19 protein-coding genes and 8 tRNA genes are annotated in these 25089 nt (G+C 43.8%); 5 read left to right on the forward strand and 22 right to left on the reverse strand.

The annotated features are described in order from the left end of the window. Positions 1-77: 77 nt before the first annotated feature. Positions 78-1340, forward strand: a complete 1263-nt coding sequence (locus QV280_RS10445; protein ID WP_023405415.1) for an HlyC/CorC family transporter — start codon at positions 78-80, stop codon at positions 1338-1340. Positions 1341-1409: 69 nt separating this feature from the next. Here QV280_RS10445 and luxS read toward each other — a convergent pair whose 3' ends face one another. From luxS to QV280_RS10465, 4 genes are all read right to left on the reverse strand, one after another. Next, the gene (gene luxS, locus QV280_RS10450; protein WP_152819455.1) at positions 1410-1925 is read right to left on the reverse strand and encodes an S-ribosylhomocysteine lyase; all 516 of its coding nucleotides are present in this window, start codon (positions 1923-1925) and stop codon (positions 1410-1412) included. A 15-nt stretch (positions 1926-1940) separates the two neighbouring features. Further along, positions 1941-3506, reverse strand: a complete 1566-nt coding sequence (gene gshA / locus QV280_RS10455) for a glutamate--cysteine ligase (protein ID WP_172972782.1) — start codon at positions 3504-3506, stop codon at positions 1941-1943. Positions 3507-3605: 99 nt separating this feature from the next. After that, positions 3606-6491: a M16 family metallopeptidase gene (locus QV280_RS10460; RefSeq protein WP_152819453.1), complete on the reverse strand. Its 2886-nt coding sequence runs from the start codon at positions 6489-6491 to the stop codon at positions 3606-3608. Positions 6492-6500: 9 nt separating this feature from the next. Continuing rightward, complete coding sequence (locus QV280_RS10465; protein WP_367869511.1) at positions 6501-6956, reverse strand: YqaA family protein; 456 nt, start codon at positions 6954-6956, stop codon at positions 6501-6503. A gap of 616 nt (positions 6957-7572) precedes the next feature. On the opposite strand from QV280_RS10465, the gene QV280_RS10470 reads away from it, so the two are divergent. The 3 genes from QV280_RS10470 to QV280_RS10480 all read left to right on the forward strand — a co-directional run bounded on the left by QV280_RS10470 (position 7573) and on the right by QV280_RS10480 (position 9401). Then, positions 7573-7884 (forward strand): hypothetical protein, encoded by a 312-nt coding sequence (locus tag QV280_RS10470; RefSeq protein ID WP_152819452.1) that lies wholly within the window; start codon positions 7573-7575, stop codon positions 7882-7884. 157 nt (positions 7885-8041) lie between these two features. Beyond that, positions 8042-8692 carry an Abi family protein gene (locus QV280_RS10475; protein ID WP_023405664.1) on the forward strand — a complete coding sequence of 217 codons (651 nt, stop codon included), beginning with the start codon at positions 8042-8044 and terminating at the stop codon, positions 8690-8692. A gap of 7 nt (positions 8693-8699) precedes the next feature. After that, on the forward strand, positions 8700-9401 hold the full coding sequence (locus QV280_RS10480) for a helix-turn-helix domain-containing protein (protein ID WP_447026251.1): 702 nt from the start codon (positions 8700-8702) through the stop codon (positions 9399-9401). A 536-nt stretch (positions 9402-9937) separates the two neighbouring features. On the opposite strand, the gene QV280_RS10485 is transcribed toward QV280_RS10480, so the two are convergent. From QV280_RS10485 to pncC, 17 genes are all read right to left on the reverse strand, one after another. Next, positions 9938-11068 carry a sodium ion-translocating decarboxylase subunit beta gene (locus tag QV280_RS10485; RefSeq protein ID WP_023405662.1) on the reverse strand — a complete coding sequence of 377 codons (1131 nt, stop codon included), beginning with the start codon at positions 11066-11068 and terminating at the stop codon, positions 9938-9940. A 9-nt stretch (positions 11069-11077) separates the two neighbouring features. Further along, a complete protein-coding gene (oadA, locus tag QV280_RS10490; protein ID WP_152819451.1) occupies positions 11078-12865 on the reverse strand; it encodes a sodium-extruding oxaloacetate decarboxylase subunit alpha in 1788 nt (595 codons plus the stop codon). Positions 12866-12894: 29 nt separating this feature from the next. Next, positions 12895-13158, reverse strand: coding sequence for an oxaloacetate decarboxylase subunit gamma (locus QV280_RS10495; protein WP_023405660.1), 264 nt, complete (start codon positions 13156-13158; stop codon positions 12895-12897). A 271-nt stretch (positions 13159-13429) separates the two neighbouring features. Continuing rightward, positions 13430-13506: transfer RNA gene (locus QV280_RS10500), tRNA-Arg, on the reverse strand. A 63-nt stretch (positions 13507-13569) separates the two neighbouring features. Continuing rightward, positions 13570-13646 (reverse strand) — tRNA-Arg (locus QV280_RS10505). Between the two features lie 63 nt (positions 13647-13709). After that, positions 13710-13786, reverse strand: a tRNA-Arg gene (locus QV280_RS10510). A gap of 63 nt (positions 13787-13849) precedes the next feature. Next, positions 13850-13926, reverse strand: a tRNA-Arg gene (locus QV280_RS10515). A 66-nt stretch (positions 13927-13992) separates the two neighbouring features. After that, positions 13993-14069, reverse strand: a tRNA-Arg gene (locus QV280_RS10520). A 126-nt stretch (positions 14070-14195) separates the two neighbouring features. Further along, positions 14196-14288, reverse strand: a tRNA-Ser gene (locus QV280_RS10525). A gap of 29 nt (positions 14289-14317) precedes the next feature. After that, positions 14318-14394, reverse strand: a tRNA-Arg gene (locus QV280_RS10530). Positions 14395-14426: 32 nt separating this feature from the next. Further along, a tRNA-Ser gene (locus QV280_RS10535) sits at positions 14427-14519 on the reverse strand. Positions 14520-14701: 182 nt separating this feature from the next. Further along, the gene (gene csrA, locus QV280_RS10540; RefSeq protein WP_021712262.1) at positions 14702-14899 is read right to left on the reverse strand and encodes a carbon storage regulator CsrA; all 198 of its coding nucleotides are present in this window, start codon (positions 14897-14899) and stop codon (positions 14702-14704) included. Between the two features lie 77 nt (positions 14900-14976). Continuing rightward, positions 14977-16149, reverse strand: coding sequence for an aspartate kinase (locus QV280_RS10545; protein WP_367869510.1), 1173 nt, complete (start codon positions 16147-16149; stop codon positions 14977-14979). A gap of 162 nt (positions 16150-16311) precedes the next feature. Further along, entirely contained in the window at positions 16312-18903 is a 2592-nt protein-coding gene (alaS, locus tag QV280_RS10550; RefSeq protein ID WP_152819450.1) for an alanine--tRNA ligase, read from the reverse strand. A 162-nt stretch (positions 18904-19065) separates the two neighbouring features. Beyond that, on the reverse strand, positions 19066-19533 hold the full coding sequence (locus QV280_RS10555; protein WP_023405020.1) for a regulatory protein RecX: 468 nt from the start codon (positions 19531-19533) through the stop codon (positions 19066-19068). Between the two features lie 114 nt (positions 19534-19647). After that, a complete protein-coding gene (gene recA, locus QV280_RS10560) occupies positions 19648-20676 on the reverse strand; it encodes a recombinase RecA (protein ID WP_023405019.1) in 1029 nt (342 codons plus the stop codon). 105 nt (positions 20677-20781) lie between these two features. Next, entirely contained in the window at positions 20782-21276 is a 495-nt protein-coding gene (pncC, locus tag QV280_RS10565; RefSeq protein WP_172972773.1) for a nicotinamide-nucleotide amidase, read from the reverse strand. Positions 21277-21358: 82 nt separating this feature from the next. Between pncC and mutS the strand changes: the two genes are divergently transcribed. Further along, a complete protein-coding gene (mutS, locus tag QV280_RS10570; RefSeq protein WP_152819449.1) occupies positions 21359-23926 on the forward strand; it encodes a DNA mismatch repair protein MutS in 2568 nt (855 codons plus the stop codon). Positions 23927-24090: 164 nt separating this feature from the next. Here the strand turns inward: mutS and rpoS are convergent, their stop codons facing one another. After that, entirely contained in the window at positions 24091-25065 is a 975-nt protein-coding gene (gene rpoS / locus QV280_RS10575) for an RNA polymerase sigma factor RpoS (protein ID WP_152819448.1), read from the reverse strand. Positions 25066-25089 lie beyond the last annotated feature (24 nt).

Here is a 25089-nt window from a genome sequence, read left to right on the forward strand (position 1 = left end):
GCAATCTTAGTTTTATTGACACTGGCTCATAACTCATTCATTAATTGAAAAGACCATAACAAAAGGATTCTTTGCACTTGGACAACATATCAACGGAGTTATTATTCACTCTCCTTGCATGTCTTATCGTTATCTCCGGCTATTTCTCAGGCTCAGAAACAGGAATGATGTCTCTTAACCGTTATCGATTAAAGCATCTCTCTAATCAAGGGCATAAAGGGGCAAAGCGCGTTGAGAAGCTACTTGACCGTCCAGATCGCCTTATTGGTCTTATCCTTATCGGAAACAACCTTGTCAATATTTTGGCGTCAGCCATCGCTACCATCATAGGTATGCGCTTATACGGCGATCTAGGTGTAGCCATTGCAACGGGTATTTTGACCTTAGTGGTGCTGGTCTTTGCTGAAGTGACCCCTAAAACTCTTGCCGCTATCTATCCTGAGCGTGTCTCTTATGCCAGTAGCCTGCTGTTAAGAGTGCTGATGAAGGTGCTTGCGCCACTGGTTATTCTGGTTAACTTTATTACCAATGGCTTTCTGCGTTTACTCGGCATCAAGAGCTTAAACAATAAAGCTGATCATCTTAGCTCAGAAGAATTAAGAACCGTGGTCAACGAAGCAGGAAGCCTTATCCCTAGTCGTCACCAAGATATGTTGGTGTCGATTTTAGATTTAGAGCACGTGACCGTAGACGGCATCATGGTGCCACGTAACGAAATCACAGGTATCGATGTCAATGACGACTGGAAATCCATCGTTCGTCAGTTGACCCACTCTCCGCATGCGCGTGTGGTGCTGTATCGTGACCAAATTGATGAAGTGGTAGGTATGGTTCGCTTACGTGAAGCCTATCGTTTGATGCTAGAGAAGAATGAATTTAATAAGCAGACACTGCTAAAGTCTGCCGACGAAATTTACTTTATTCCAGAAGGCACACCACTGAATGTGCAGTTGATAAAATTTCAACGTAACAATGAACGCATCGGTTTAGTGGTAGATGAATATGGCGACATTATCGGCCTAGTGACACTCGAAGATATTCTGGAAGAGATTGTAGGTGAGTTTACCACTTCTATGGCGCCGAGCTTAGCAGAAGAAATTACCCCACAAGCGGATGGTTGCTATCTCATTGAGGGCAGTGCCAACATCAGGGACATCAACAAAGGACTGCAGTGGAGCTTACCTACCGATGGTCCACGAACACTAAATGGTTTGATTTTAGAGCATCTGCAAGATCTTCCTGAAACCAACATCAGTATCATGATTGCCGAGCACAATATGGAAGTCATCGACTTTTCGGAAAACAAAATCAAGATGGTTAAAGTGCATCCGATACAGTAATACCCCCCACCAGCTAACAGACATAAAAAAGGCTCCTTAATCGGAGCCTTTTTCACGAGTATTACCCAATCACACTTTTAGTGTTTGTAGCATCTCTTCTGGCAGTGCTAATTCGTCATTCTTATTCACAGATACACCCGCTTCTAAGATAGCGCTAGCAATGGCTTTTGCTTCTTCTAAAGAGTGCATTGCCGCTGTACCACATTGGTATTCGTTCAGCTCAGGAATTTTGTTTTGACCTTCTACTTTAAGTACATCGTGCATAGATGCAACCCAAGCGGTTGCCACTTCAGACTCTGATGGTGTACCAATTAGGCTCATGTAGAAACCAGTACGGCAACCCATTGGAGAAATATCAATAATCTCCACAGCAGCACCGTTTAAGTGATTACGCATAAAGCCTGCGTAAAGGTGCTCAAGAGTATGAATACCCGTCTCAGACAAAATGTCTTTGTTTGGCTGAGTAAAACGAAGATCGAAGACAGTAATTGTATCACCGCTTGGAGTCTGCATTGTTTTTGCCACACGTACAGCTGGTGCATTCATTTTAGTGTGGTCAACGGTAAAACTATCTAGTAAAGGCATATCGGCTCTCCAAGGTTATTTCAGATACGCAAAGTAATCTTTTAAGTATTGTTCAAAATCTACCGCATCGGCAGCTTCGATTTGATGTTGCTTTTCGAGTGAATCAGTCACTTCTTGATCCATGATCGCTTTCGAATAAGCACCGTAGTTATGTTGACGATATTGCTCTTGATAGCTGTCGCCTAGCTGCATACCAAATTGATTATTACCACCATACTGTTTCACTTTTTCCAGCATTTTGCCCGACAGTGTCAGTTCTGGCTCATCAATCCATTCACGCAGTTCAGTTAATACATCTTGGTAATCGTTAGTACCATGTGCCGCATCCATCTCTTTAGCGATCATTTCAAATTGATCAAAGATGCTGTGTACCCACTGTTGCAAGGTTAACTTCTCACCATCACAACCTATGGTTAAGTACACGCCCTTACGACGACCTTCGGTAATAACGGAATTCCAGTTGCGCTGCCAACAGGTCAACTCACAGTCATCCATAGGCGCAGACTCACTCAGCGCACACCAAGTAATGAAGATATCTAAGAAACGTATTTGACGCTCACTGATACCGACAGAGCTAAATGGATTCACATCCAGTGCACGAACTTCGATATATTCCACACCGCCACGCTCTAGCGCTTCAGACGGTTTTTCACCGCTTTTCGCAACACGCTTAGGTCGAATTGGTGCGTACAGCTCGTTTTCAATTTGCAGAACATTGCTGTTCAGCTGTTTAAGATGCCCATCTTCTTCAAGACCAATCTTAGAAAACGCTTCTGATGGTGTACGAATGGCTCTATTTAAACCTTGCAGATACTCTTCAACGCTATTAAAGCTGATTTTTAGATCGCTTTGTTCGCTATTGGTATAACCCAAATCGCTTAAACGTAAAGAGGTGGCATGTGGAAGATATAAAGTGTCATCCAACTCTTCAAAAGGAAGATTGGTTTCACGCCCTTTGACAAAGGTATTGCAAATGGCTGGTGACGCACCGAAGAAGTATGGGATTAACCAACCAAAACGATAGTAGTTTCGAATCAGGCCAAAGTAAGCCTCTGATTTCGATGCTTGGCGAGCGGCTTGGTCTTGCTCACCATATAAGCTATCCCAGAAGCTTTCAGGGAAAGAGAAATTAAAGTGCACACCAGAGATGATTTGCATCAAGCTTCCATAACGATGCTTTAGACCTTGACGGTACAAGGTTTTCATTCGTCCTGGATTAGAGGTGCCGTATTGGGCAAGCTCAATATCATCTTCATTTTGTACCGCACAAGGCATGGACAATGGCCAAAGTTGCTGACTGTCTAGTTTACTGTGTGCGTAGTGATGAATATCCTGTAATTGAGCTAGCAGCTCTGGAATATCGTGCGAGACAGGAGTGATAAACTCCATCAAAGATTCTGAGAAATCTGTCGTGATCCATTGATGAGTTAAGGGAGACCCTAAACTCTCTGGATGCGGAGTAATTGCGATTTGCCCATCGGGGTTATAGCGTAGCGTCTCTCGCTCCACTCCACGTCCATACTGTTTAAATACCTGCTTGTTAGCAGTTACCTGCTTCAGGCGCTGAGAAAAAATAGTCAAAACAAGATCACTTATATATTTAGAGAGTACTCTCTCAATAGACAGTCCAGCATCTAATAAATAGATGCTGGACATACAACTGCTTTATAGATGGGTCAATTAAGGCTCAATTTCAAGTGTTTGAATCGGGAAATTTAGCGTCTTAAGCTGAGGCATTAACTGTTTAGCATCGCCAACCACAATAATTTGATAGTCAGCAGGCTTAAACCACTTACTCGCAACCTCGTTAAGTGTTTGTTTAGAAACATCTGCAACTATACTATTGCGAGTGGCTAAATAGTCATGATCCAAATTGTAAGTCAGTATTGAGCTTAATAAATAGGCTTTTTGCTCAGGGGTTTCATACTTAAGAGCATCTTGTTGCCCCACGGCTAAACGCATGAACTCAATTTCTTTATCAGTAAAGCCCTCTTTTGAGGCCTTGTCCATCTCTTTAATGATCTCCTCAATAGCAGGAGCGGTAACGTCCGCTCTCACTTGAGCGCTGACCACAAAGGCACCTAACTCTCTATTACCAGTGACATAACTGCTCGCACCATAGGTGTAGCCTTTATCTTCACGCAAGTTTTGATTGATGCGGCTATTAAAGTTGCCACCTAAATTAAAGTTGGCTAATTGCGCCAAATAGCTCTCGCCAGTGGCATCAAAAGGCAGCCCGCGTCGCACTAAACGCACAACAGATTGCGGTGCTCCCGGCTTATCAACCACATACAGTTTTTGTGGCGCGGGTTTGGTCAACTTATGGTGACGTAGCATAGGAATCACTTCACCCTGCCACTGCTGTAAACTGCGAAGCTCTTTCTTCACTTGTGACTCAGAGATATCGCCAACCACTAAGATTTGCGTCCCTTTAGGCGTATAGAACTTATTATGGAAATTCTTCACGTCTTGCAAGGTCAGGCTTTTCACCGAAGGCATTGTGCCGGATGAAGAACGAGCATAAATGCTATTGCCATACAGCACTTCTCTGGTCGCCTGTGAAGCCAACCAACTTGGGGTTTGATGTTCATACACCACACCTTCTAGCATCTGACGTTTCACGCGAGCAAAGTCTTCTTTACTAAATAACGGTTGGAAAAAGGCTTTTTCTACCAGTGCCATAGTCGCGGTAAAGTTCTTACTTAAACTTGAAACGGTCAAGGTTGTCGCATATTGACCTGCACTCAATGATGCCGAGCTACCCAATTTATCCAGCTCAGCTTGAAGTGCTTCACTGCTTAATAAAGTGCTTCCCTCTGCCACCATAGAAGCGGTCAAACTGGCTAAGCCTTCTTTACCTCGCGGCGCATAACGATTACCCGCTGGCATTCTGATCTGCATCATCACCGTTGGCGTTTCTGAGGTTTTACTGCCCAGCACCTCGATATCATTTTGCAGATGGAATGAATAAAGCTCTGGCATGGTGCCTGTAACCGCTGATTGAACTTGCGGCATCACCGAGCGATCAAAATCGTCATGCACAAACCGATACTCTAAATCACTGTCGGTAATTTTTTGATGCTCGGGTAATGTTCTTGGTGGCGTAACAAACGTTGCCTCTTTCGCCGCCAGTTGCAGTTTACCTTTTGGCACAACGGACAAGGTCACTTTGTGCTTATTATGAATAAACCTTTGATAAGCCTTATAGATAGAATCTGGTGTGACTTGATGTAAACGATCTAACTCAATTTGCAAACGATCCGGTTGCTGATAGAAGGTTTCGTTTGCAGCCAGTTGCGCCACCTTGCCGTGCACACTTTGCAAAGCAAAAATAGCGCTCGCCTCAGCGCTGCCTAATACTTGTTGTAATACATCAGGGTCGATATCCGAAGTCTGCATACCTTCAATGATGTCATACACTTCGTCATATAAAGGAGTCAGGTCGGCACGCTTGCTTGAATCAGCCATAACATACACATAAAAATTGCACGACAGTTCTTCACAGCGATGAAAAGCACCGGCATCTAAGGCTTTGCCTGTCTTGACTAATTTTTGATACAGAATACTGTTTCTACCACTGCCTAACACCGTAGCTAATACATCAAGATCCGCATTATGTTGCTCGCCAAGATAGGTGGTAGGCCAGCCAATCACTAGCATTGGCTGCTGTATGCGATCTTCTAGGGTGATATAACGATCTTCGGTAAGTACCGCAGGCTGTTTTGGCGCAGCTTTCACCTCTGGCCCTTTTGGAATAGAAGCAAAGTATTTTTCTACCCATTGCAGTACTTGCTGGGTATCAAAATCCCCACCTATGGTCAGTACCGCATTATTCGGGCCATACCAACGCAAGAAAAAGGCTTTGAGATCGTTTACATCAACTTTGTCGAGATCTTCAACATAACCAATTGTTTGCCATGAGTATGGGTGGCCTTCTGGATACATAGCCTCGCCCATTTTCTCCCACATTAAACCATAAGGACGGTTTTCATAATTTTGTGCACGCTCGTTTTTCACTGTGGAGCGTTGTATTTCAAATTTATGTTGAGAGACGGCTTCTAGTAAGAATCCCATACGATCAGATTCTAACCACAGAATTTTTTCTAATTGATTGGACGGTACGGTTTCAAAGTAGTTAGTGCGATCGCTATTGGTTGTTCCATTTAGCGAGCCACCAGCTTGAGTAATCAGTTTAAAATGCTCTTGATCAGCAACATGCTTAGAGCCTTGGAACATCATATGTTCAAAGAAATGCGCAAAACCCGATTTACCGATTTCTTCTCTTGCAGAGCCCACATGATAAGTCACATCAACATGCACTAAAGGGTCGGAATGATCAGGGGCTAAAATTAAGGTTAAGCCATTTTCTAGCTTATATTTTGCGTAGGCAATTGAGGCTGTGCCCGGAGTCGCATCAACTTGCTCCACCAATTGAATGCCTAAATCGCTCGATTTCAATTCTGCAGGTTTATCTTGAGAGCTACAGGCAGAAAGTAGCGCCACAACGGTCAGCGCCCCCACTAACTTATACTTCGACAATGACAAATTGAAATGAGGTAAAATCATTAATATTCCTTATAGATTACTTAAACTAGTAAATATCCAAACTAGCGTCACATAACGAATTAGCTTTCCAAAAGTGATCAACAGCAGACAGGGTAAAAAGCGCATCCGAAGCCATCCCGCCGTTAAACATAATGTATCACCAATAATTGGTGCCCAGCTAAATAATAACGTCCAATATCCATATTTATGTAACCAAGCTATAGCCTTATGACCATGCTTTGCTCCTTGAGTTCGATTCGGGATCCACAAACCAATCCAATAGTTGGTTAATCCTCCCAAGGTATTGCCTAAAGTCGCCACAATTATAATGTCTGACACAGGATGTTGATGCTGACTGAGTGCACCAAGCAACGCAGCTTCAGAGCCTCCGGGTAAAATCGTGGCACTTAAAAATCCGGTAACAAATAATAAAGTGAGAGTAGAGCCTGCAAGCAAGGTATCTAATTGAGCAAATATGGCATCCACTAAATGATGTCCTCAACGGGAAATACAGACATCGGTAACACCTGATACGTCATGAGCCTAAGCGGCATAATATTGTTGTCTAATTTAAAAGAAGTCGCGTTACATAGTACCGATTATCATATTGAAGATCATTGTTTTGCGGTGTTATTTGGTCGTACTCAGAGCAAAAACAGGTGTACTAGGTTAAGTCGTTGCAGATTCGGGGATCGAATAGAAATGGAGAGCATTATTAAGTGATTTTTCTGTGAGGCGATAGCTTAAAGCAAGTGTGATTGATGTATGAGAAAGGCGGGTGGCTGACCCGTTTGTACCCAAAGCTTACTATCACAAACTCGTCGATGACCTATCATTTTTAGTGATAGGTACGCAGGAAACATTTTTCTCTTTGCAAAATTCAAGACCTGACCCCACTAACTATTCACATCCTAATTGTTCGGGTCATACAGGACGCCATTCAATATCGAGATTAATGACGAAAATACTAGACGGAAAAAAGTGATACCGAGCTGAAAAAATTATTCAAAACCTACTGCACTATTAGAGATGAGCGTTCGCAAAATGACTATCAGGAAATAAACTGGCAAAGTTTGCGTGAAAAAACTAAGGATATGTTTAAGTGAGATATTTACTGACAACGGGGCATCGCATCCCTAAATTCTATAACGCTGATGGTTCAATAGTAGAAATTGAATTGAACTACGTTGACACTAAATTAGTTTCATCCATTGATGAGAGTGGCAAACTAACTCACAAGCAAGTCTGCGGAACATCACCTTGCATTGGCAACATTTGGCTGGTGGACTCTGTAGATAAGTCACTATACCGCTTAGCTGAGCATGATGTTTACCCGTACATTAATAAAGCGGCAGCGAGAGAGAATGCTAAACGTTTGGGTTTGCAGACGTTTAAATACATTTCTGTACCTTAGAAACGAAAAAACCTGCACACTGGCAGGCTCTCTCTTTATCATATGTCTTTGGTGGGCTGCCGAAACAGGGATATCCAAAGCTCTCATGACGTATACTAGGCCAATTTGCCCTGCTGGTCAATAACCAATAATAACCAATAATATTCAAGGAACTTCAATGCCTCACAATGCTATTGAACAAACTCTGTCGGTGAGTCGGTTTTCTACATACCGAAATGCCATTATTGCAGCTCAAGGGGCAGACTGCCCAATTACCGCGCTTCAACTTTATGAGTGGAATGCTCAGTTGGCCTCCAGGTTTTTCTTTCCATTACATATCTACGAAGTTGCACTACGTAATGCGATCTCTGAAGCCTTATCAAAGCGATATGGACAAGACTGGCCTACAAATGCCGTATTCGTAAATTCACTCAATAGCCAAGACAAATACACATTGAATCAAGCGCTTTCAGATGGGTATAAAGGTGTAGGTAAACTATTGCCTGAACTTAAATTTGTATTCTTTGAGAACATGTTAACCAAACGCCACGATGGGCGCATTTGGAAGCCATATATCAATGATGTATTTCCTAATGCACCTAAAACCATTACAGCACCAGAGCTAAGGAAACAACTTAAAGAAGCGTGCTATGTCATCAGGAAATTTAGGAATCGTTGTGGTCATCATGAGCCTGTGTTCAATAACCAGAACCTTGCCAACATCATGCCTTACATGGCAGAAACTATGAAATGGCGATGCTCCGATACATACCATTGGTTCAATCAGCAAGAAACTGTTTCAGACCTGCTCACTAACCCCATTATTTGAGATTGCAATGACTGAGAAACCAAGCAAAACCCAAACCTCTTTTCTTAGGCGTCTGCTAGTGGCTTACTTAATTGATACAGGCAAAAATACAGTACCGCTAGTGATGGATGCGACTGGTATGCCGCGAAGAACAGCGCAGGACACGATCAAAGCCTTAAATGAGTTAGAAATAGATATTGAACAATTCAATCGTGGTGAATATCGCATCAACAGTTGGGGAGCTGTTAACCGCAACTGGATAAAAAACAACTTTACGCACGTCTGTAGCGTGCTAACATATCCTCAATATGAAATTAGTGAGGTAAGTGAAATGCCATACGAGCAAGTTGTCCATGATCAAACTCTTTATTGTGCGAACCAATCGCTAGAGTTAGCACAACAGCTTTCTGTCTTATCTAGAGCACCTGAGTCCGAAGATAGAACTCGTAAGGCTAAACAGCTTATTCAAAAGTTAGACAGCAATGAGAGCCGCATAGCAGCTCTGCGTCACATGTATCGTACCGTTGGTAGAGATGATTTAGAGCAACTAATGTTTGAGCTTACCGAGCTAACAATAGAAGAGCACTCAATAGCTCTAAGTGATCCAGATGGATGGAAAGAAGTATTGCAAATTGCAGGACAAACGAATGATGAGGAATCTTATTTCGCTCCAACGGAAGAAATAACTCAGTGGCGTGTTAAGTTCATCAAAGCTATTCAATCTAAGTAGAAGTGTAAAATAAGCAACCTAATTAAAAAACGACCTACACCTGAAACAATTTACGTTTTGAAAGTGGTCAGTGTATCTATGTGGAAAGTGTCATTTACGATGAGGATCTGGTGAGTATGCTTGACCTTGAACCAGAAGATAAGGTTAGTGGTGCGGAACTAAACAAAATTCGCTCTATGTTAAAAAAACAGTAATGGAAAACTTGTCACTTATTCAACAGTGAATATAGAGGAACTTTGAATGACAGGATATGAACTAATACTTCATTCTGAAATGAAGGGAGGGCCCATTTTGATTAAAGATACTGAGTCTATAATCTAAACTTCCTATGAAACAATGGTACACAGTACTACAGTTCTAAAACACTTTGCCCAACCATGAGTTTGAAAATTCATATTGAAATAACTCTCTGAACAACTGTTAATTCCAGAAAAAACGCCTCAATAGACACTCTATTAAGGCGTTTTAATTTCTGTACCAACCCATATTTATAGCAAAACACAATGGCTTAGCACTATTTTTAGATTTGTATTTTATTAACCCACTAGCGCCAACAAAATACCCGCTGCAACAGCTGAGCCAAGTACACCTGCAACGTTTGGTCCCATTGCATGCATTAACAAGAAGTTTTGTGGGTTGGCATCTAGACCTACCTTATTCACTACTCGTGCGGCCATTGGAACGGCGGAAACGCCTGCTGCACCAATTAATGGGTTAATGTCTTCTTTAGATACCTTATTCAGCAGTTTCGCCATTAGAACGCCACCTGCTGTACCAATACTAAAGGCTACTGCGCCTAAGCCAAGAATACCTAGTGTTTCAACATTTAAGAATTTATCCGCTTGCAGTTTAGAGCCTACGCCTAAGCCTAAGAAGATAGTCACAATGTTGATCAACTCGTTCTGAGCGGTTTTGCTAAGACGATCCACCACACCGGCTTCACGCATTAAGTTACCTAAACAGAACATTCCCACTAACGGAGAGGCTGATGGTAAGAAGAGTATGGTCATCAGCAATACGCCCAGAGGAAAACAGACTTTCTCTGCTTTACCGACATGACGTAACTGACCCATTTTGATCTTACGCTCTTCTGGGGTGGTCAAGGCTTTCATGATTGGTGGCTGGATAATCGGCACCAACGCCATGTAGCTATACGCTGAAACCGCAATTGCCCCTAGCAGTTCGGGTGATAACCGACTGGCTAAGAAGATGGCGGTTGGCCCGTCCGCACCACCGATGATGGCGATAGATGACGCATCTGCCAAACTAAATTCCATGCCCGGTACATAGTTAAGTAAGATTGCGCCAAACAAAGTCGCAAAAATACCAAACTGAGCTGCCGCACCTAACCAAAGTGTTTTAGGGTTCGCAATCAAGGCACCAAAATCGGTCATTGCGCCTACGCCCATGAAGATAAGTAATGGGAAGATCCCCGTCGAGATCCCCACTTCATAGACGTAATACAGCAAACCACCCGGCTCGGTAAAGCCGGTATTTGGAATGTTTGCTAATACTGCACCAAAACCAATTGGTAGCAATAGTAGGGGCTCAAATCCCTTACGAATGGCAAGAAATAACAGACCACAACCGACCAAGATCATACAGATTTGGCCAAATTCAAAGTTAGCGATGCCCGTCTCTTTCCAGAGAGTAATTAAACCATCCATGTTGCTTCCTTACGCTAGGCTAAGTAACGGTGAACCAACAGAGACAGCATCTCCTTCTTTAACATGTAAACCTTGTACTACGCCGCCTCTTGCCGCGCGCACTTCAGTTTCCATTTTCATCGCTTCTAGGATAAGCAGTACATCGCCCTCTTCCACAACTTCGCCACTGCTTACATTTACTCTAAAGATATTACCCGCTAAAGGTGCAGGAACGTCTTCGGCATCTGTTTTAGGTGCAGGAGCGGTGGCAGGAGCTTGTTGTGTAGCCGCCGGTGCAATCGAGGTAAGCTCCCCTTGAGGGCCAACTTCTACGTTATATACTTGTCCGTCAACTTTAACGCTATACGCTTCAATTGCCGTATTGGTGCTTGTTGCTGCAACTGCAGGCGCTTTTTCTTCAGCAGCTTCTGTGCCAGGCGCAGGTTCAAACATCGCAGGGTTATGACGATTTTTCAGGAACTTAAGACCTACTTGCGGGAATAGCGCATAAGTCAGTACGTCATCTTCGATATCTTCTGCAAGTGAGATGCTCTCTTCTTTCGCTTTCTTTTGTAGCTCTAAAGTGAGTTCTGCAAATTCATCATCAATCAGATCAGCAGGGCGACAAGTCACAGGCTCTGCACCATCAAGAACTTTTAGCTGTAGCTCGCTGTTGAGCTCAGCAGGTGCTTTACCGTATTCACCTTTTAAAACACCGGCGGTTTCTTTAGTGATGCTCTTGTAGCGCTCACCAGTGAGTACATTAATTACCGCTTGCGTGCCCACAATTTGCGAAGTTGGTGTAACCAAAGGGATATAGCCAAGATCTTTACGTACACGAGGGATCTCTTGCAATACTTCATCTAAACGATCGGCTGCGCCCTGCTCTTTAAGCTGGCCTTCCATATTGGTCAGCATTCCGCCTGGTACTTGAGCAATTAAGATGCGTGAATCTACACCTTTAAGCTGGCCTTCAAACTTGGCGTACTTTTTACGCACTTCGCGGAAGTAAGCTGCGATAGGTTCGATTTGATCAAGTTTCAGGTTGGTGTCGCGCTCAGTGCCTTCTAGCATAGCGACAACGGTTTCTGTCGGCGTATGCCCGTAAGTGCAACTCATAGATGAAATGGCGGTATCTAGGATATCTACGCCCGCTTCTACCGCTTTCACTGCTGTGGCAGTGCTTAATCCAGTCGTAGCATGGCAATGCAAGGCAAGAGGCACATCACAAGACGCTTTAATGCGCGTGATAAGCTCTTCGGCTTCATACGGCTTAAGTAATCCAGACATGTCTTTGATACATAAAGAGTGACAGCCTAAATCTTCCAGTTTCTTAGCTAAATCAACCCACGTCTCTAAATTATGTACAGGGCTAGTGGTATACGAAAGTGTGCCTTGCGCATGCGCGCCAACATCGACCACTGATTTGACTGCGGTTTCAAAGTTACGTACATCGTTCATCGCATCAAAGATACGAAATACATCCATACCGTTTAAATGGGCACGCTCTACAAATTTTTCTACTACGTCATCACCATAGTGGCGATATCCTAGAAGGTTTTGACCACGAAGTAGCATTTGCATTGGGGTATTAGGCATGGCTTTTTTAAGTTCACGCAGACGCTCCCACGGATCTTCACCTAAAAAACGAATACACGAATCAAATGTCGCTCCCCCCCAAGTTTCCAAAGACCAGTAACCCACTTTATCTAACTCAGCAGCGATAGGTAGCATGTCTTCTATACGCATACGAGTGGCAAATAAAGATTGATGTGCGTCTCGCAAGACCACATCAGTTATAGCTAGCGGTTTAGTCATTTTAATTAACTCCTTTTAATTTTTATATTCTATTGAGCTACAGTCGAGCGATGACGATGCACAGCGGCCGAAATAGCGGCCACAATTTTTGGATCGTTCTGAGCTGTCGAATCAGCAGTCTTAACTTGTTTTGTATTCTTGGGGCGTACAGGCGCAGTCGGTTGTTCAGTCGGAAGGAGTTTCGACATTAAGCGAACAACAAATACCAGCAATGTAAGAAAAAGAAAAACCATGGCCATACCAATAGCCATAATTGAGGCTGCTTCAGACAGCAAACCTGTGATGTTATCCATAATATTTATTCCCTTAGTTGTCATCCTGACAAAGTGATGCATTCACACCAAGCATCTGATTATCTAGATTGATAAGAGTTTGTCAATTTTCTTTACGCATATAATTGCACAGGAACAATTGCACATAAAATATCTGAAAGGAACAAGAAATGCGCAGATCTGCCAAAAACTTATCAAAAACGGCAAAAAGGCAACATTAAATGTTAATTTTTTGTGGGGAATGTGAATATTAAGATATAAAAAAACCCCGCCGAAGCGAGGTTTTTAAAAGTGGCGCGTCCTGGAGGATTCGAACCTCCGACCGCCTGGTTCGTAGCCAGGTACTCTATCCAGCTGAGCTAAGGACGCGCAATGCTTCTTTGCAGAAGACTTTATAGAATTGCTGATATAGGTATCAACATTTCGTTGTAGTGGCGCGTCCTGGAGGATTCGAACCTCCGACCGCCTGGTTCGTAGCCAGGTACTCTATCCAGCTGAGCTAAGGACGCGCAATGCTTCTTTACAGAAGACTTTGTAGAATTGCTGATATCGCTATCAACACTTCGTTGTAGTGGCGCGTCCTGGAGGATTCGAACCTCCGACCGCCTGGTTCGTAGCCAGGTACTCTATCCAGCTGAGCTAAGGACGCGCAATGCTTCTTTGTAGAAGACTTTATAGAATTGCTGATATCGCTATCAACACTTCGTTGTAGTGGCGCGTCCTGGAGGATTCGAACCTCCGACCGCCTGGTTCGTAGCCAGGTACTCTATCCAGCTGAGCTAAGGACGCGCAATGCTTCTTTGCAGAAGACTTTATAGAACCGTTAATATTTCTATCAACCATTCGTTGTAATAGTGGCGCGTCCTGGAGGATTCGAACCTCCGACCGCCTGGTTCGTAGCCAGGTACTCTATCCAGCTGAGCTAAGGACGCGCAATGTTTTGTACAATGCTGGTTGTACAATTTTCTTTTTCAAGAATGTTCTCTTTCAAGAAGGGTGCGAAGTCTATCACACTTTCCAAAATGAGAAACAAAAAAATTGACCAAACGGTCAATAAATGGCGGTGAGGGAGGGATTCGAACCCTCGATACGGCTACAAACCGTATACTCCCTTAGCAGGGGAGCGCCTTCGGCCACTCGGCCACCTCACCGCATTATATTTTATATCGAATAAACGATATGGCGCGTCCTGGAGGATTCGAACCTCCGACCGCCTGGTTCGTAGCCAGGTACTCTATCCAGCTGAGCTAAGGACGCGCATTGTTCTCGATTAAGAGAGTTCGCAAGAATGGCGGTGAGGGAGGGATTCGAACCCTCGATACGGCTACAAACCGTATACTCCCTTAGCAGGGGAGCGCCTTCGGCCACTCGGCCACCTCACCGTCTTGCGGAGGCACATATTACGATTTACCAAAAATATGTCAAACATTTTATTGGTAAAATGACAGAAAAATCAGTCAACAGAACAACTTTCAACCAAACAGCTCAAAATTGTCAGTTCTATGTGTTTATTATCCCCTCAAAACAGAAAGACTAACCGTTAAGGTTAGCCTTTATAAAAAACTTAGTAGTTGCCTGTTGCAACGTTTCCATTTCCTTTTTCTGCCTGAATACGCATATAAATTTCTTCACGATGCACAGAAACTTCTTTTGGTGCATTTACACCGATACGTACTTGGTTACCTTTAACACCTAATACGGTCACAGTAACCTCATCCCCTATCATAAGGGTTTCGCCAACGCGGCGAGTCAAAATTAGCATTTGATAGCTCCTTGCTGTCACTCAAATTCATTTGAGATCCATTATTCAACAAAAATAACAACTTGGTAAAGAACTTATTACAATATAAGCTCTTTTTTGTCTTTAGCAACATAATGAGACAGCTCAATATAATGAGCGTGTATAAAATTAGCGGCTCGATCCAGATGTTCTGGTAATAGTAACAATTTCACTACCCTATCACACCTAAAACTATCAAGAACTTTGATATCATTCTCTAATAGTTGCTTTTCGACTTGATGAAATAACTCATCAAGTTCTGCTCCAACCACTGTCAGCGTGCTTACAGGGGCGACATCAATCACATCCGCTTGTAACATCTGCAGTATTTTAGACAGATCATGGCTGTCCACTGCAACAATAGAACCTGAGTGCCAGTGCAGTGTAATTCCCAGTAACTGACATTGGGTGATGATGGCCTCTGTCGATAATGGGGCTAAATCAATACGATAAACGTCTCTTTGCAATGCTAGACCACAAACAGGCGCTCGGCTTGGTAAACGTGTCACTAAAGTCCCATGTAGCGGAGAGAACGACGACAACACACGGATATCTAAGTCGTATTTAGCCGCAAATTCAACACAAGGAAGGTGTAACACCTTAGCGCCATGTTTCGCCATGGCTTGCATATCGCTAAAGTCAATTGTATCAAGCTTAATAGCGGTATCGACCACTCTTGGGTCACAACTATAAACACCGTCTACGTCAGTGAAAATTTGACATTCATCCGCGCCAAGAAGGCCCGCCAAAGTAACCGCACTGGTATCAGAACCACCTCGACCGAGAGTCGTTACATCACCGTTTTGATTCATGCCTTGAAAACCTGCCACTATGACAATGTGATCATCAGCAAGCAAAGTGTTGAACTTATCATTATCGATAGACTTGATCGTTGCTTGATTGTGTCTATCGTCAGTAATAATCCCAGCCTGCCAACCCGTCAATGACGTAGCTTTGTAGCCTAACTTATGCAAAGTCATCGCTAATAAGGCAACCGTCACCTGCTCGCCTGCGGACAACAGTACATCAAGCTCTCTAGCATTCGGTACGCTATCCACTTCACTGGCTAAACTTTGCAAGCGATTCGTTTCACCAGACATAGCCGATACCACCACCACAACTTGTTTACCTTGTTGTTTGGTTTTAATGACTTGCTCGGCGACGACTTGGATTCGCTCAACTGAACCAACAGATGTTCCACCGAACTTCTGTACGATTAATCGGTTTTCCACTAACTTTCCACCTTCCTAAACAATATGTTGTTCGTTGTACATTTATACATATGCGTACATTGGACAATTAAAAACAATAAAACCAAGCACTTTAGATTCCAAAATGCCTGGTTTCGATTTTGCGTTATTGAGCCTTAACGGCTCAATAATTAGCGACTGTAATTAAAGACGCTCTTCAAGCCAGCTATGCACTGATTTTAACGCCTCTGGAAGTGCAGCAACATCGGTGCCACCCGCTTGTGCCATATCAGGACGACCGCCGCCTTTACCGCCAACTTGTTGCGCGACCATATTCACCAACTCGCCCGCTTTCACTTTGTCAATCAGATCTTTGGTGACGCCAGCAATCAAGCTAACTTTGTTGTTATCAATGTTCGCGATAAGGATAACACCACTGCCAACACGATTCTTAGTATCATCCACCATGTTACGTAGGTTCTTATTATCTGCACCTTCGAGTGCGGCAATTAATACCTTAGTACCCTTGATCTCTTGAACCTTACCCATAATGTTGGCACTTTCAGCAACGGCCATTTTCTCTTTCAGTTGCTGAATTTCTTTATCAAGCTGTTTGGTTTTTGCTTGCATGTCTGACACTTTTTGAGCGTGGCTTAATTGCTCGGCTTCAATAGAATCCAGTGCAGCTTCACCCGTTACCGCTTCAATACGACGGATACCAGCAGCAATACCACCTTCTGAGATAATACGGAACAAACCAATGTCACCGGTATGCGCAGCGTGAATACCACCACACAATTCAACCGAGAAGTCACCCATTGAAAGAACGCGAACTTCATCATCGTACTTCTCGCCAAACAACGCCATAGCGCCTTTTTGTTTAGCTGATTCGATATCCGTGACTTCTGTCACTACATCGTTGTTTTTTCTGATTTGCTGGTTAACTAGACGCTCAACAGTGCGCAACTCATCCGCTGTCACAGCTTCAAGATGAGAGAAGTCAAAACGTAGACCTTCAGGCTTAACTAATGAGCCTTTTTGCGCAACGTGTGTACCTAACACTTGACGAAGTGCAGCATGCAATAAGTGCGTTGCAGAGTGGTTTAATGAAGTTGCTAAACGACGCTCAGCATCTACGATAGCTTCAACACTGTCGCCGGTACTCAATACGCCTTCGGCTAACACGCCGTGATGTGCAATGGCATTACCTAGCTTCTGAGTATCATCAACTTGGAAGCTGCCTAGTTCAGTTTTTAATAAACCGGTATCACCACATTGACCACCTGATTCTGCGTAGAACGGCGTTTCACTCAGGATGATAATGGCTTTATCACCTGCAGAAAGTGATTCAGACGCTTCACCTTCCACAAAAATTTCTGTCACTGTGCTGTGACCTTGTGTGGCGGTGTAGCCACTAAAGTCAGAGGTTGCTTCTGTTTTAATCGTGGCGTTGTAGTCAGTACCAAAATGGCCTGCTTCACGAGCACGCTGACGCTGCTCTTCCATCGCTTTTTCAAAACCGGCTTCATCGATATCGAAATCACGTTCACGTGCAACATCATTGGTTAAGTCAGCTGGGAAGCCGTACGTGTCGTACAGTTTAAATACTGTCTCACCATCTAGCGTGGATTTGTTTTCAGACTTAAGCGCATCTAGTGCATCATTAAGAATATTCATGCCGCGCTCTAGAGTGCGACCGAAGTTTTCTTCTTCAATACGTAGAATTTTTTCAACAAGTGCTTGTTGTGCTTTAAGTTCAGTACCCGCTTCGCCCATCACCTCAGCCAGTACGCCGACTAGTTTATGGAAGAAGACATCTTTAGCCCCCACTTTGTTACCGTGACGCACTGCGCGACGAATAATGCGGCGTAGCACATAACCACGACCTTCATTTGAAGGCATAACGCCGTCAACGATAAGGTAAGAACATGAACGGATGTGGTCGGCAATTACGCGTAGAGATTGGTTTGATAGATCATCACAGCCAACAACTTCAGCGGAAGCTTTGATTAGCGTTTGGAAAACGTCGATTTCGTAGTTTGAATGCACACCCTGCATGATTGCAGAGATACGCTCAATACCCATGCCTGTATCTACAGATGGCTTTGGAAGCGGCTCCATAGTGCCGTCAGCATGACGGTTGAATTGCATGAATACGTTGTTCCAGATCTCGATGAAACGGTCGCCATCTTCTTCAGGAGTACCTGGACGGCCACCCCAGATGTGTTCACCGTGATCGTAGAAAATTTCTGTACAAGGACCGCAAGGACCGGTATCACCCATTGCCCAGAAGTTATCTGATTCAAAAGGCTTACCGCCTTTCTTATCGCCAATGCGAACAATACGATCGGCAGGAATGCCCATCTCTTTGTTCCAAATATCAAAGGCTTCATCATCAGTTTCATAAACTGTAACTAATAGCTTTTCTTGTGGCAGTTTTAGAACTTCGGTCAAAAACTCCCAAGCATAGCCAATAGCATCATGCTTGAAGTAATCTCCAAAAGAGAAGTTACCTAGCATTTCAAAGAAAGTATGGTGACGAGCAGTAAAACCAACGTTTTCTAAATCATTATGCTTACCACCAGCACGTACACAACGTTGTGCCGTAGTTGCACGAGTATAATTACGTTTCTCGGCTCCTAAGAAACAGTCTTTAAACTGGTTCATACCTGCGTTAGTAAACAGCAAAGTAGGATCGTTGTGAGGTACAAGAGAAGAACTCTCTACTATCTGATGCCCTTTACTCTCAAAGAACTTTAAAAAGGCACTACGAATCTCGGCGGTACTCATGTACATGTGGCTATTCCTGAAGTGTTCAAGTTAGATTTTTGCCACATTGTAAAACAAGCAAGAGAGAACGACTAGTTTTCTGTCTTAATTGACCACAAATGCCGATTATTTTGTAAAAATTACGCTAATTCCTTTAAATCTGGCTATTAGATTAAGGGTTATTTTCGATTAATTAGTAGAAAGGGATGTCGATGAGAGTGCGTATTGGATCTGTTCAAGGCTAAAGCCTAAAAATTGCAGTGTGCGTACTTGTCGGGCATATTCTTGGCTATCAACAGTCAATGCATCATGCAAATGCTTCTCCACTGACAACTTAGCCAACTCAAACCAATCTTGAGGCTCCTCTCGAAGTGCTTGGTTAATGACATCGCCGCCAACCCGCTTCGCTTGTAATTCTTGGCGAATACGATGTTCACCATGGCCTTTACTTGCTTGTAGCCTGACCTGATCTTTTGCGTAGCGCAAATCGTCCAAATAGTGATGTTCATGACAAAAAACAATGGCGTCATCAATATCATTTAAGCCAAAGCCTTTATTGAGCAATTTTTGTTGCAACTCATAACGCCCATGATCACGAAGACTCAAAAAGCGTAATGCTTCTTTTTTAGCAGCATTGTTGGGGGATCGAGAATACATACACACCTCGGAAAATTCAGTGCGAAAGAGAAAATGGATAAATTGAAAATAAGGAGGTAATTACTGAGCCTTAACAATAAGACTCAGTAATTAGGAGCATAATTGGGGAAGAGATTATTCGGCTTCGGTCGCTTCAGTGACTTCTTCAGCAGTCGCAACTGTTAGAAGCATTTCACGAAGTTTGGCGTCAATAGCCGTTGCCGCTTCAGGGTTTTCACGTAGGAATTTACCCGCGTTTGCTTTACCTTGACCAATCTTATCGCCATTGTAGCTATACCAAGCACCGGCTTTCTCAATAAGCTTATTCTTAACGCCTAAGTCGATAAGCTCACCTTCACGGTTAAAGCCTTGGCCGTACATAATCTGAGTTTCAGCTTGCTTAAATGGTGCCGCAATTTTGTTTTTAACCACTTTAATGCGAGTTTCGTTACCGACAATCTCATCGCCATCTTTGATTGCGCCAGTGCGACGAATATCCAAACGAACAGAAGCGTAAAACTTAAGTGCATTACCACCGGTAGTGGTTTCTGGGTTACCGAACATTACACCAATTTTCATACGAATTTGGTTAATGAAGATACACATACAGTTAGACTGTTTTAGGTTACCGGTTAGCTTACGCATTGCTTGAGAAAGCATACGTGCTTGCAGACCCATGTGGCTATCACCCATTTCACCTTCAATTTCAGCTTTTGGTGTTAGTGCAGCAACAGAATCGACAACCAATACGTCAATAGCACCAGAGCGTGCTAGAGCATCACAAATTTCTAGCGCTTGCTCACCAGTATCTGGTTGAGAAACTAATAGAGAATCGATATTTACGCCCAGCTTTTGTGCGTAGATAGGGTCAAGTGCGTGCTCGGCATCGATGAATGCACAAGTTTTGCCTTCACGTTGCGCCGCTGCTATAAGCTCAAGAGTTAGAGTTGTTTTACCTGAAGATTCTGGACCGTACACTTCTACGATACGTCCCATAGGTAGGCCACCAGCACCCAGTGCGATATCTAATGCAAGTGAGCCTGTAGAGATAGTTTCCACGTCCATGGTGCGGTTATCACCAAGGCGCATGATAGAGCCTTTACCGAATTGCTTTTCAATTTGACCAAGTGCAGCCGCGAGCGCTTTTTGTTTGTTATCGTCCATTTTATGCTCCATGGAATAGGGTCTTTCAGTTTGATGAATCAATTATTACTGTTAATTCATACAGTGTCTAGATGAAAACGTGTTTTTTTTAGCATTTAAGTGTAATTAGTTACTTTCTATATGTTTTTCAATAATTTGAAGAGCATGACAAACAGACTGATTTCTTACTTGCGTGCGATCACCTGTAAATAAACAGCGTTGTACCTGTATAAGTTCGCTTCCTACTGCCAAGCCAAAACATACGGTGCCAACGGGCTTATCTTGTGTACCACCACCGGGGCCGGCAATACCTGTGATGGAGACCGCAATATGAGCACGAGAGTGTTGCACAGCGCCGAGAGCCATTTCTGCGGCTACCTCGGTGCTTACTGCTCCAAATTGCTCAAGGGAGCTCTCTTTTACGGCTAGCATCTCAACTTTGGCTTCATTGCTGTAGGTCACAAAAGCTCGGTCAAACCATTGTGAACTGCCCGCTATCTCAGTAACGGCTTGCGCCACACCGCCGCCGGTGCAAGATTCTGCTGTTGCCATTATATAACCTTGCTTTTTGAGTAATTCCCCTACTCTAAGGCTCAATTTATTCAATGTTGTGTCAGACATTTGCTTAATTCACTTTACCACTCATTTAAGATTCATTTATCCTAAGCCCCTAGAGAATTAATGGAAAGCAACAGAACCTATTATGTCGGTAAAATCTAAGCCAAAACACACTCCAATGATGCAGCAGTATCATAAGCTTAAAGCAGAGAATCCTGAGATCTTGCTTTTTTACCGCATGGGTGATTTCTATGAATTATTTTATGACGATGCCAAACGCGCCTCACAGCTGTTAGATATCTCTTTAACCAAACGCGGCGCGTCTGCTGGCGAACCGATTCCTATGGCTGGCGTCCCTTTTCATGCCGTTGAAGGCTATCTCGCCAAACTGGTGCAATTGGGTGAGTCCGTCGCCATATGTGAGCAAATTGGCGACCCTGCTACCTCAAAAGGCCCGGTTGAGCGAAAAGTAGTACGTATTATCACCCCCGGCACGGTCACCGATGAGGCCTTGTTAAGCGAGCGCGTAGATAACCTCATTGCCGCCATTTATCAGCACAACGGTAAATTTGGTTACGCCACTTTAGATATTACTTCAGGGCGCTTCTTATTGAGTGAGCCTGAAACAGAAGAAGCTATGCTTGCCGAGTTGCAACGTACTAGCCCAAAAGAGCTATTGTTCCCCGAAGAGTTTGTTGCTGTACATATCATGGAAGGTCGTCATGGCAATCGCCGTAGACCAGAGTGGGAATTTGAACTGCAAACGGCCAAACAGCAGTTAAACATTCAATTTGGCACCAAAGATCTCATTGGTTTTGGCGTTGAAAAATCCGAAGTAGCGCTGTGTGCAGCAGGCTGTTTAATCCAGTATGTTAAAGACACTCAGCGCACCGCTTTGCCACATATACGCTCTATTACTATCGAGAGACAAGACAACTCAGTTATTTTAGATGCCGCAACTCGTCGTAACTTGGAAATTACCACCAATTTAGCCGGTGGCATGGATAACACTCTGGCAGAGGTTCTTGATCATACGGCAACGGCAATGGGTAGCCGCATGTTTAAACGTTGGTTACATCAGCCGACTCGTGAGTTGACCGTATTAAACAACCGCTTAGATTCCATTACAGAGCTAAAAGAGCAGGCTTTATATCCAGATCTAAATCAGATCCTAAAACAAATCGGTGATATTGAACGTATTGTCGCAAGACTTGCGTTGCGCTCCGCTAGACCAAGAGATCTGGCTCGCCTTCGCTCAGCCTTGCAAACACTTCCTGAATTAGAAGTGGCCTTGCAAACCCTGCAAAACTCACACTTGCAAACTCTCGCCACAGACTCAAAGCCAATTGAAAGCTTGTGTGAACTGTTAGAGCGTGCCATTAAAGAAAATCCGCCAGTGGTCATTCGTGATGGTGGCGTATTAGCGGAAGGTTATAACGAAGAGTTAGATCAATGGCGCGATCTCGCCAATGGCGCAACCGAATACCTAGAAAAGCTAGAAGCAGATGAGCGTGAAAGACACGGCATTGATACGTTAAAAGTCGGCTACAACGCTGTACACGGCTTCTATATTCAAGTCAGCCGAGGACAGAGCCATTTAGTTCCGCCGCACTACATTCGTCGCCAAACTTTAAAAAATGCCGAGCGGTATATTATCCCTGAGCTAAAGGAGCACGAAGACAAAGTCCTTAACTCAAAATCCAAAGCATTGGCCATTGAGAAAGGTTTATGGGAAGAGCTATTTGATCTGATATTGCCACATTTAAGCCAACTGCAATTACTGTCGGCTGCTCTATCAGAAATGGATGTATTGCAAAACTTAGCAGAGCGAGCCGATACCTTAGAGTATTGTCGCCCAAATATTCACGACAATATTGGGATTGCTATTACCAATGGCAGACACCCTGTTGTGGAGCAAGTGTTAGAGGACCCATTTATTGCCAACCCAGTCGACCTACACCCACAGCGTAAAATGCTGATTATTACTGGCCCTAATATGGGGGGTAAATCGACTTATATGCGTCAAACCGCGTTAATTGCATTACTGGCACATATTGGCGCTTACGTTCCGGCACAATCGGCAGACATTGGGCTTCTTGACCGCATCTTTACCCGTATTGGTGCTTCTGATGATCTTGCCTCTGGTCGTTCTACCTTTATGGTTGAGATGACGGAAACCGCCAATATTTTACACAACGCCACCAATCGCAGTTTGGTTCTGATGGATGAAATTGGGCGCGGTACAAGTACCTATGATGGTTTGTCTTTAGCTTGGGCAAGTGCGGAGTGGCTGGCTAATCAAATTAGCGCACTAACCTTATTTGCTACTCACTACTTTGAGCTTACTGAATTGCCGGCTCAATTGCAGGGATTGGCAAACGTACACCTTGATGCGGTTGAACACGGTGACGATATTGCCTTTATGCACGCTGTCCAAGAAGGTGCCGCCAGTAAGTCTTATGGCTTGGCTGTTGCAGGGCTTGCCGGTGTACCTAAAGCGGTAATCAAAAATGCACGACAAAAGTTAAGCCTACTGGAACAGCTCAGCGCTCAACCACAAAGCAATGTCGCATCGACGGTCGAGGTTGCCAACCAACTCAGTTTGATCCCAGAACCTAGTGATGTGGAGTTGGCATTAGGCAATATTGATCCTGATGATCTTACGCCACGACAAGCGCTTGAAGAGCTGTATCGTTTGAAAAAAATGTTATAGCGCTTTGTACCAATCGTACTAAATAACTGATCATTCTAGCTTACTTAGTGTGATTGGTATTATTCGACAAGCTATCTCTAGACTAGAAACACAAAAGAGCCTGACTTCTTACGAAATCAGGCTCTTCTTTTTCAATCGTTATACTATTGCTTATTCGCTATCAATTATTCGCTATCAAAGTTAAATAGCGATTCCATGTTCAAACCTTGCTTCAATAAAATCTCTCTTAATCGGCGTAGGCCTTCTACTTGGATCTGACGAACACGCTCACGAGTCAGGCTAATTTCACGCCCAACTTCTTCTAGAGTAGATGGTTCGTAACCCAATAAGCCAAAACGACGTGCAAGCACTTCTTTTTGTTTCGGGTTCAGTTCATCTAGCCAATCAATTAGAGAGTGTTTGATGTCGTCATCTTGGGTAGAGACTTCTGGATCTGAGTTGTTGATATCTGGAATGATATCCAGCAATGCTTTATCGCCATCACCGCCAATTGGCGTGTCCACTGAACTCACGCGTTCGTTCAAACGCAGCATTTTGCTGACATCGTCTACCGGCTTATCCAGTTTTTGCGCGATTTCTTCAGCAGTCGGTTCATGGTCTAGCTTTTGCGAAAGCTCACGAGCGGTACGCAGATAAATATTTAGCTCTTTAACGACGTGAATAGGCAAGCGAATAGTACGAGTTTGGTTCATCAAAGCGCGTTCGATAGTTTGACGAATCCACCATGTAGCGTAAGTCGAAAAACGGAAGCCACGCTCAGGATCAAACTTCTCTACCGCACGGATAAGACCAAGGTTACCCTCTTCGATAAGATCGAGTAGAGCCAAACCACGGTTGCTGTAACGGCGGGAAATTTTCACAACCAAACGCAGGTTACTTTCGATCATACGTTTACGAGCGGCTTCATCACCGCGCAAAGAGCGTCGTGCATAGAGCACTTCTTCTTCGGCTGTGAGAAGAGGCGAGAAACCAATCTCACCAAGATACAGTTGGGTTGCATCTAAATTCTTTGCTGAAACATCAAACTCTTCCTTGGCAGGGGTTTGTTCAACCGCTTCGACGATGCCAGCTCCTAGCTCGTCATTAGCTTTATCTTCAACTAAGTCATCCACTTTTGCTGCTGTGTTATCCATACTCATATTGCCTCCAATGGCTCAACAAAC

This window comes from Vibrio sp. B1Z05 (assembly GCF_052955985.1).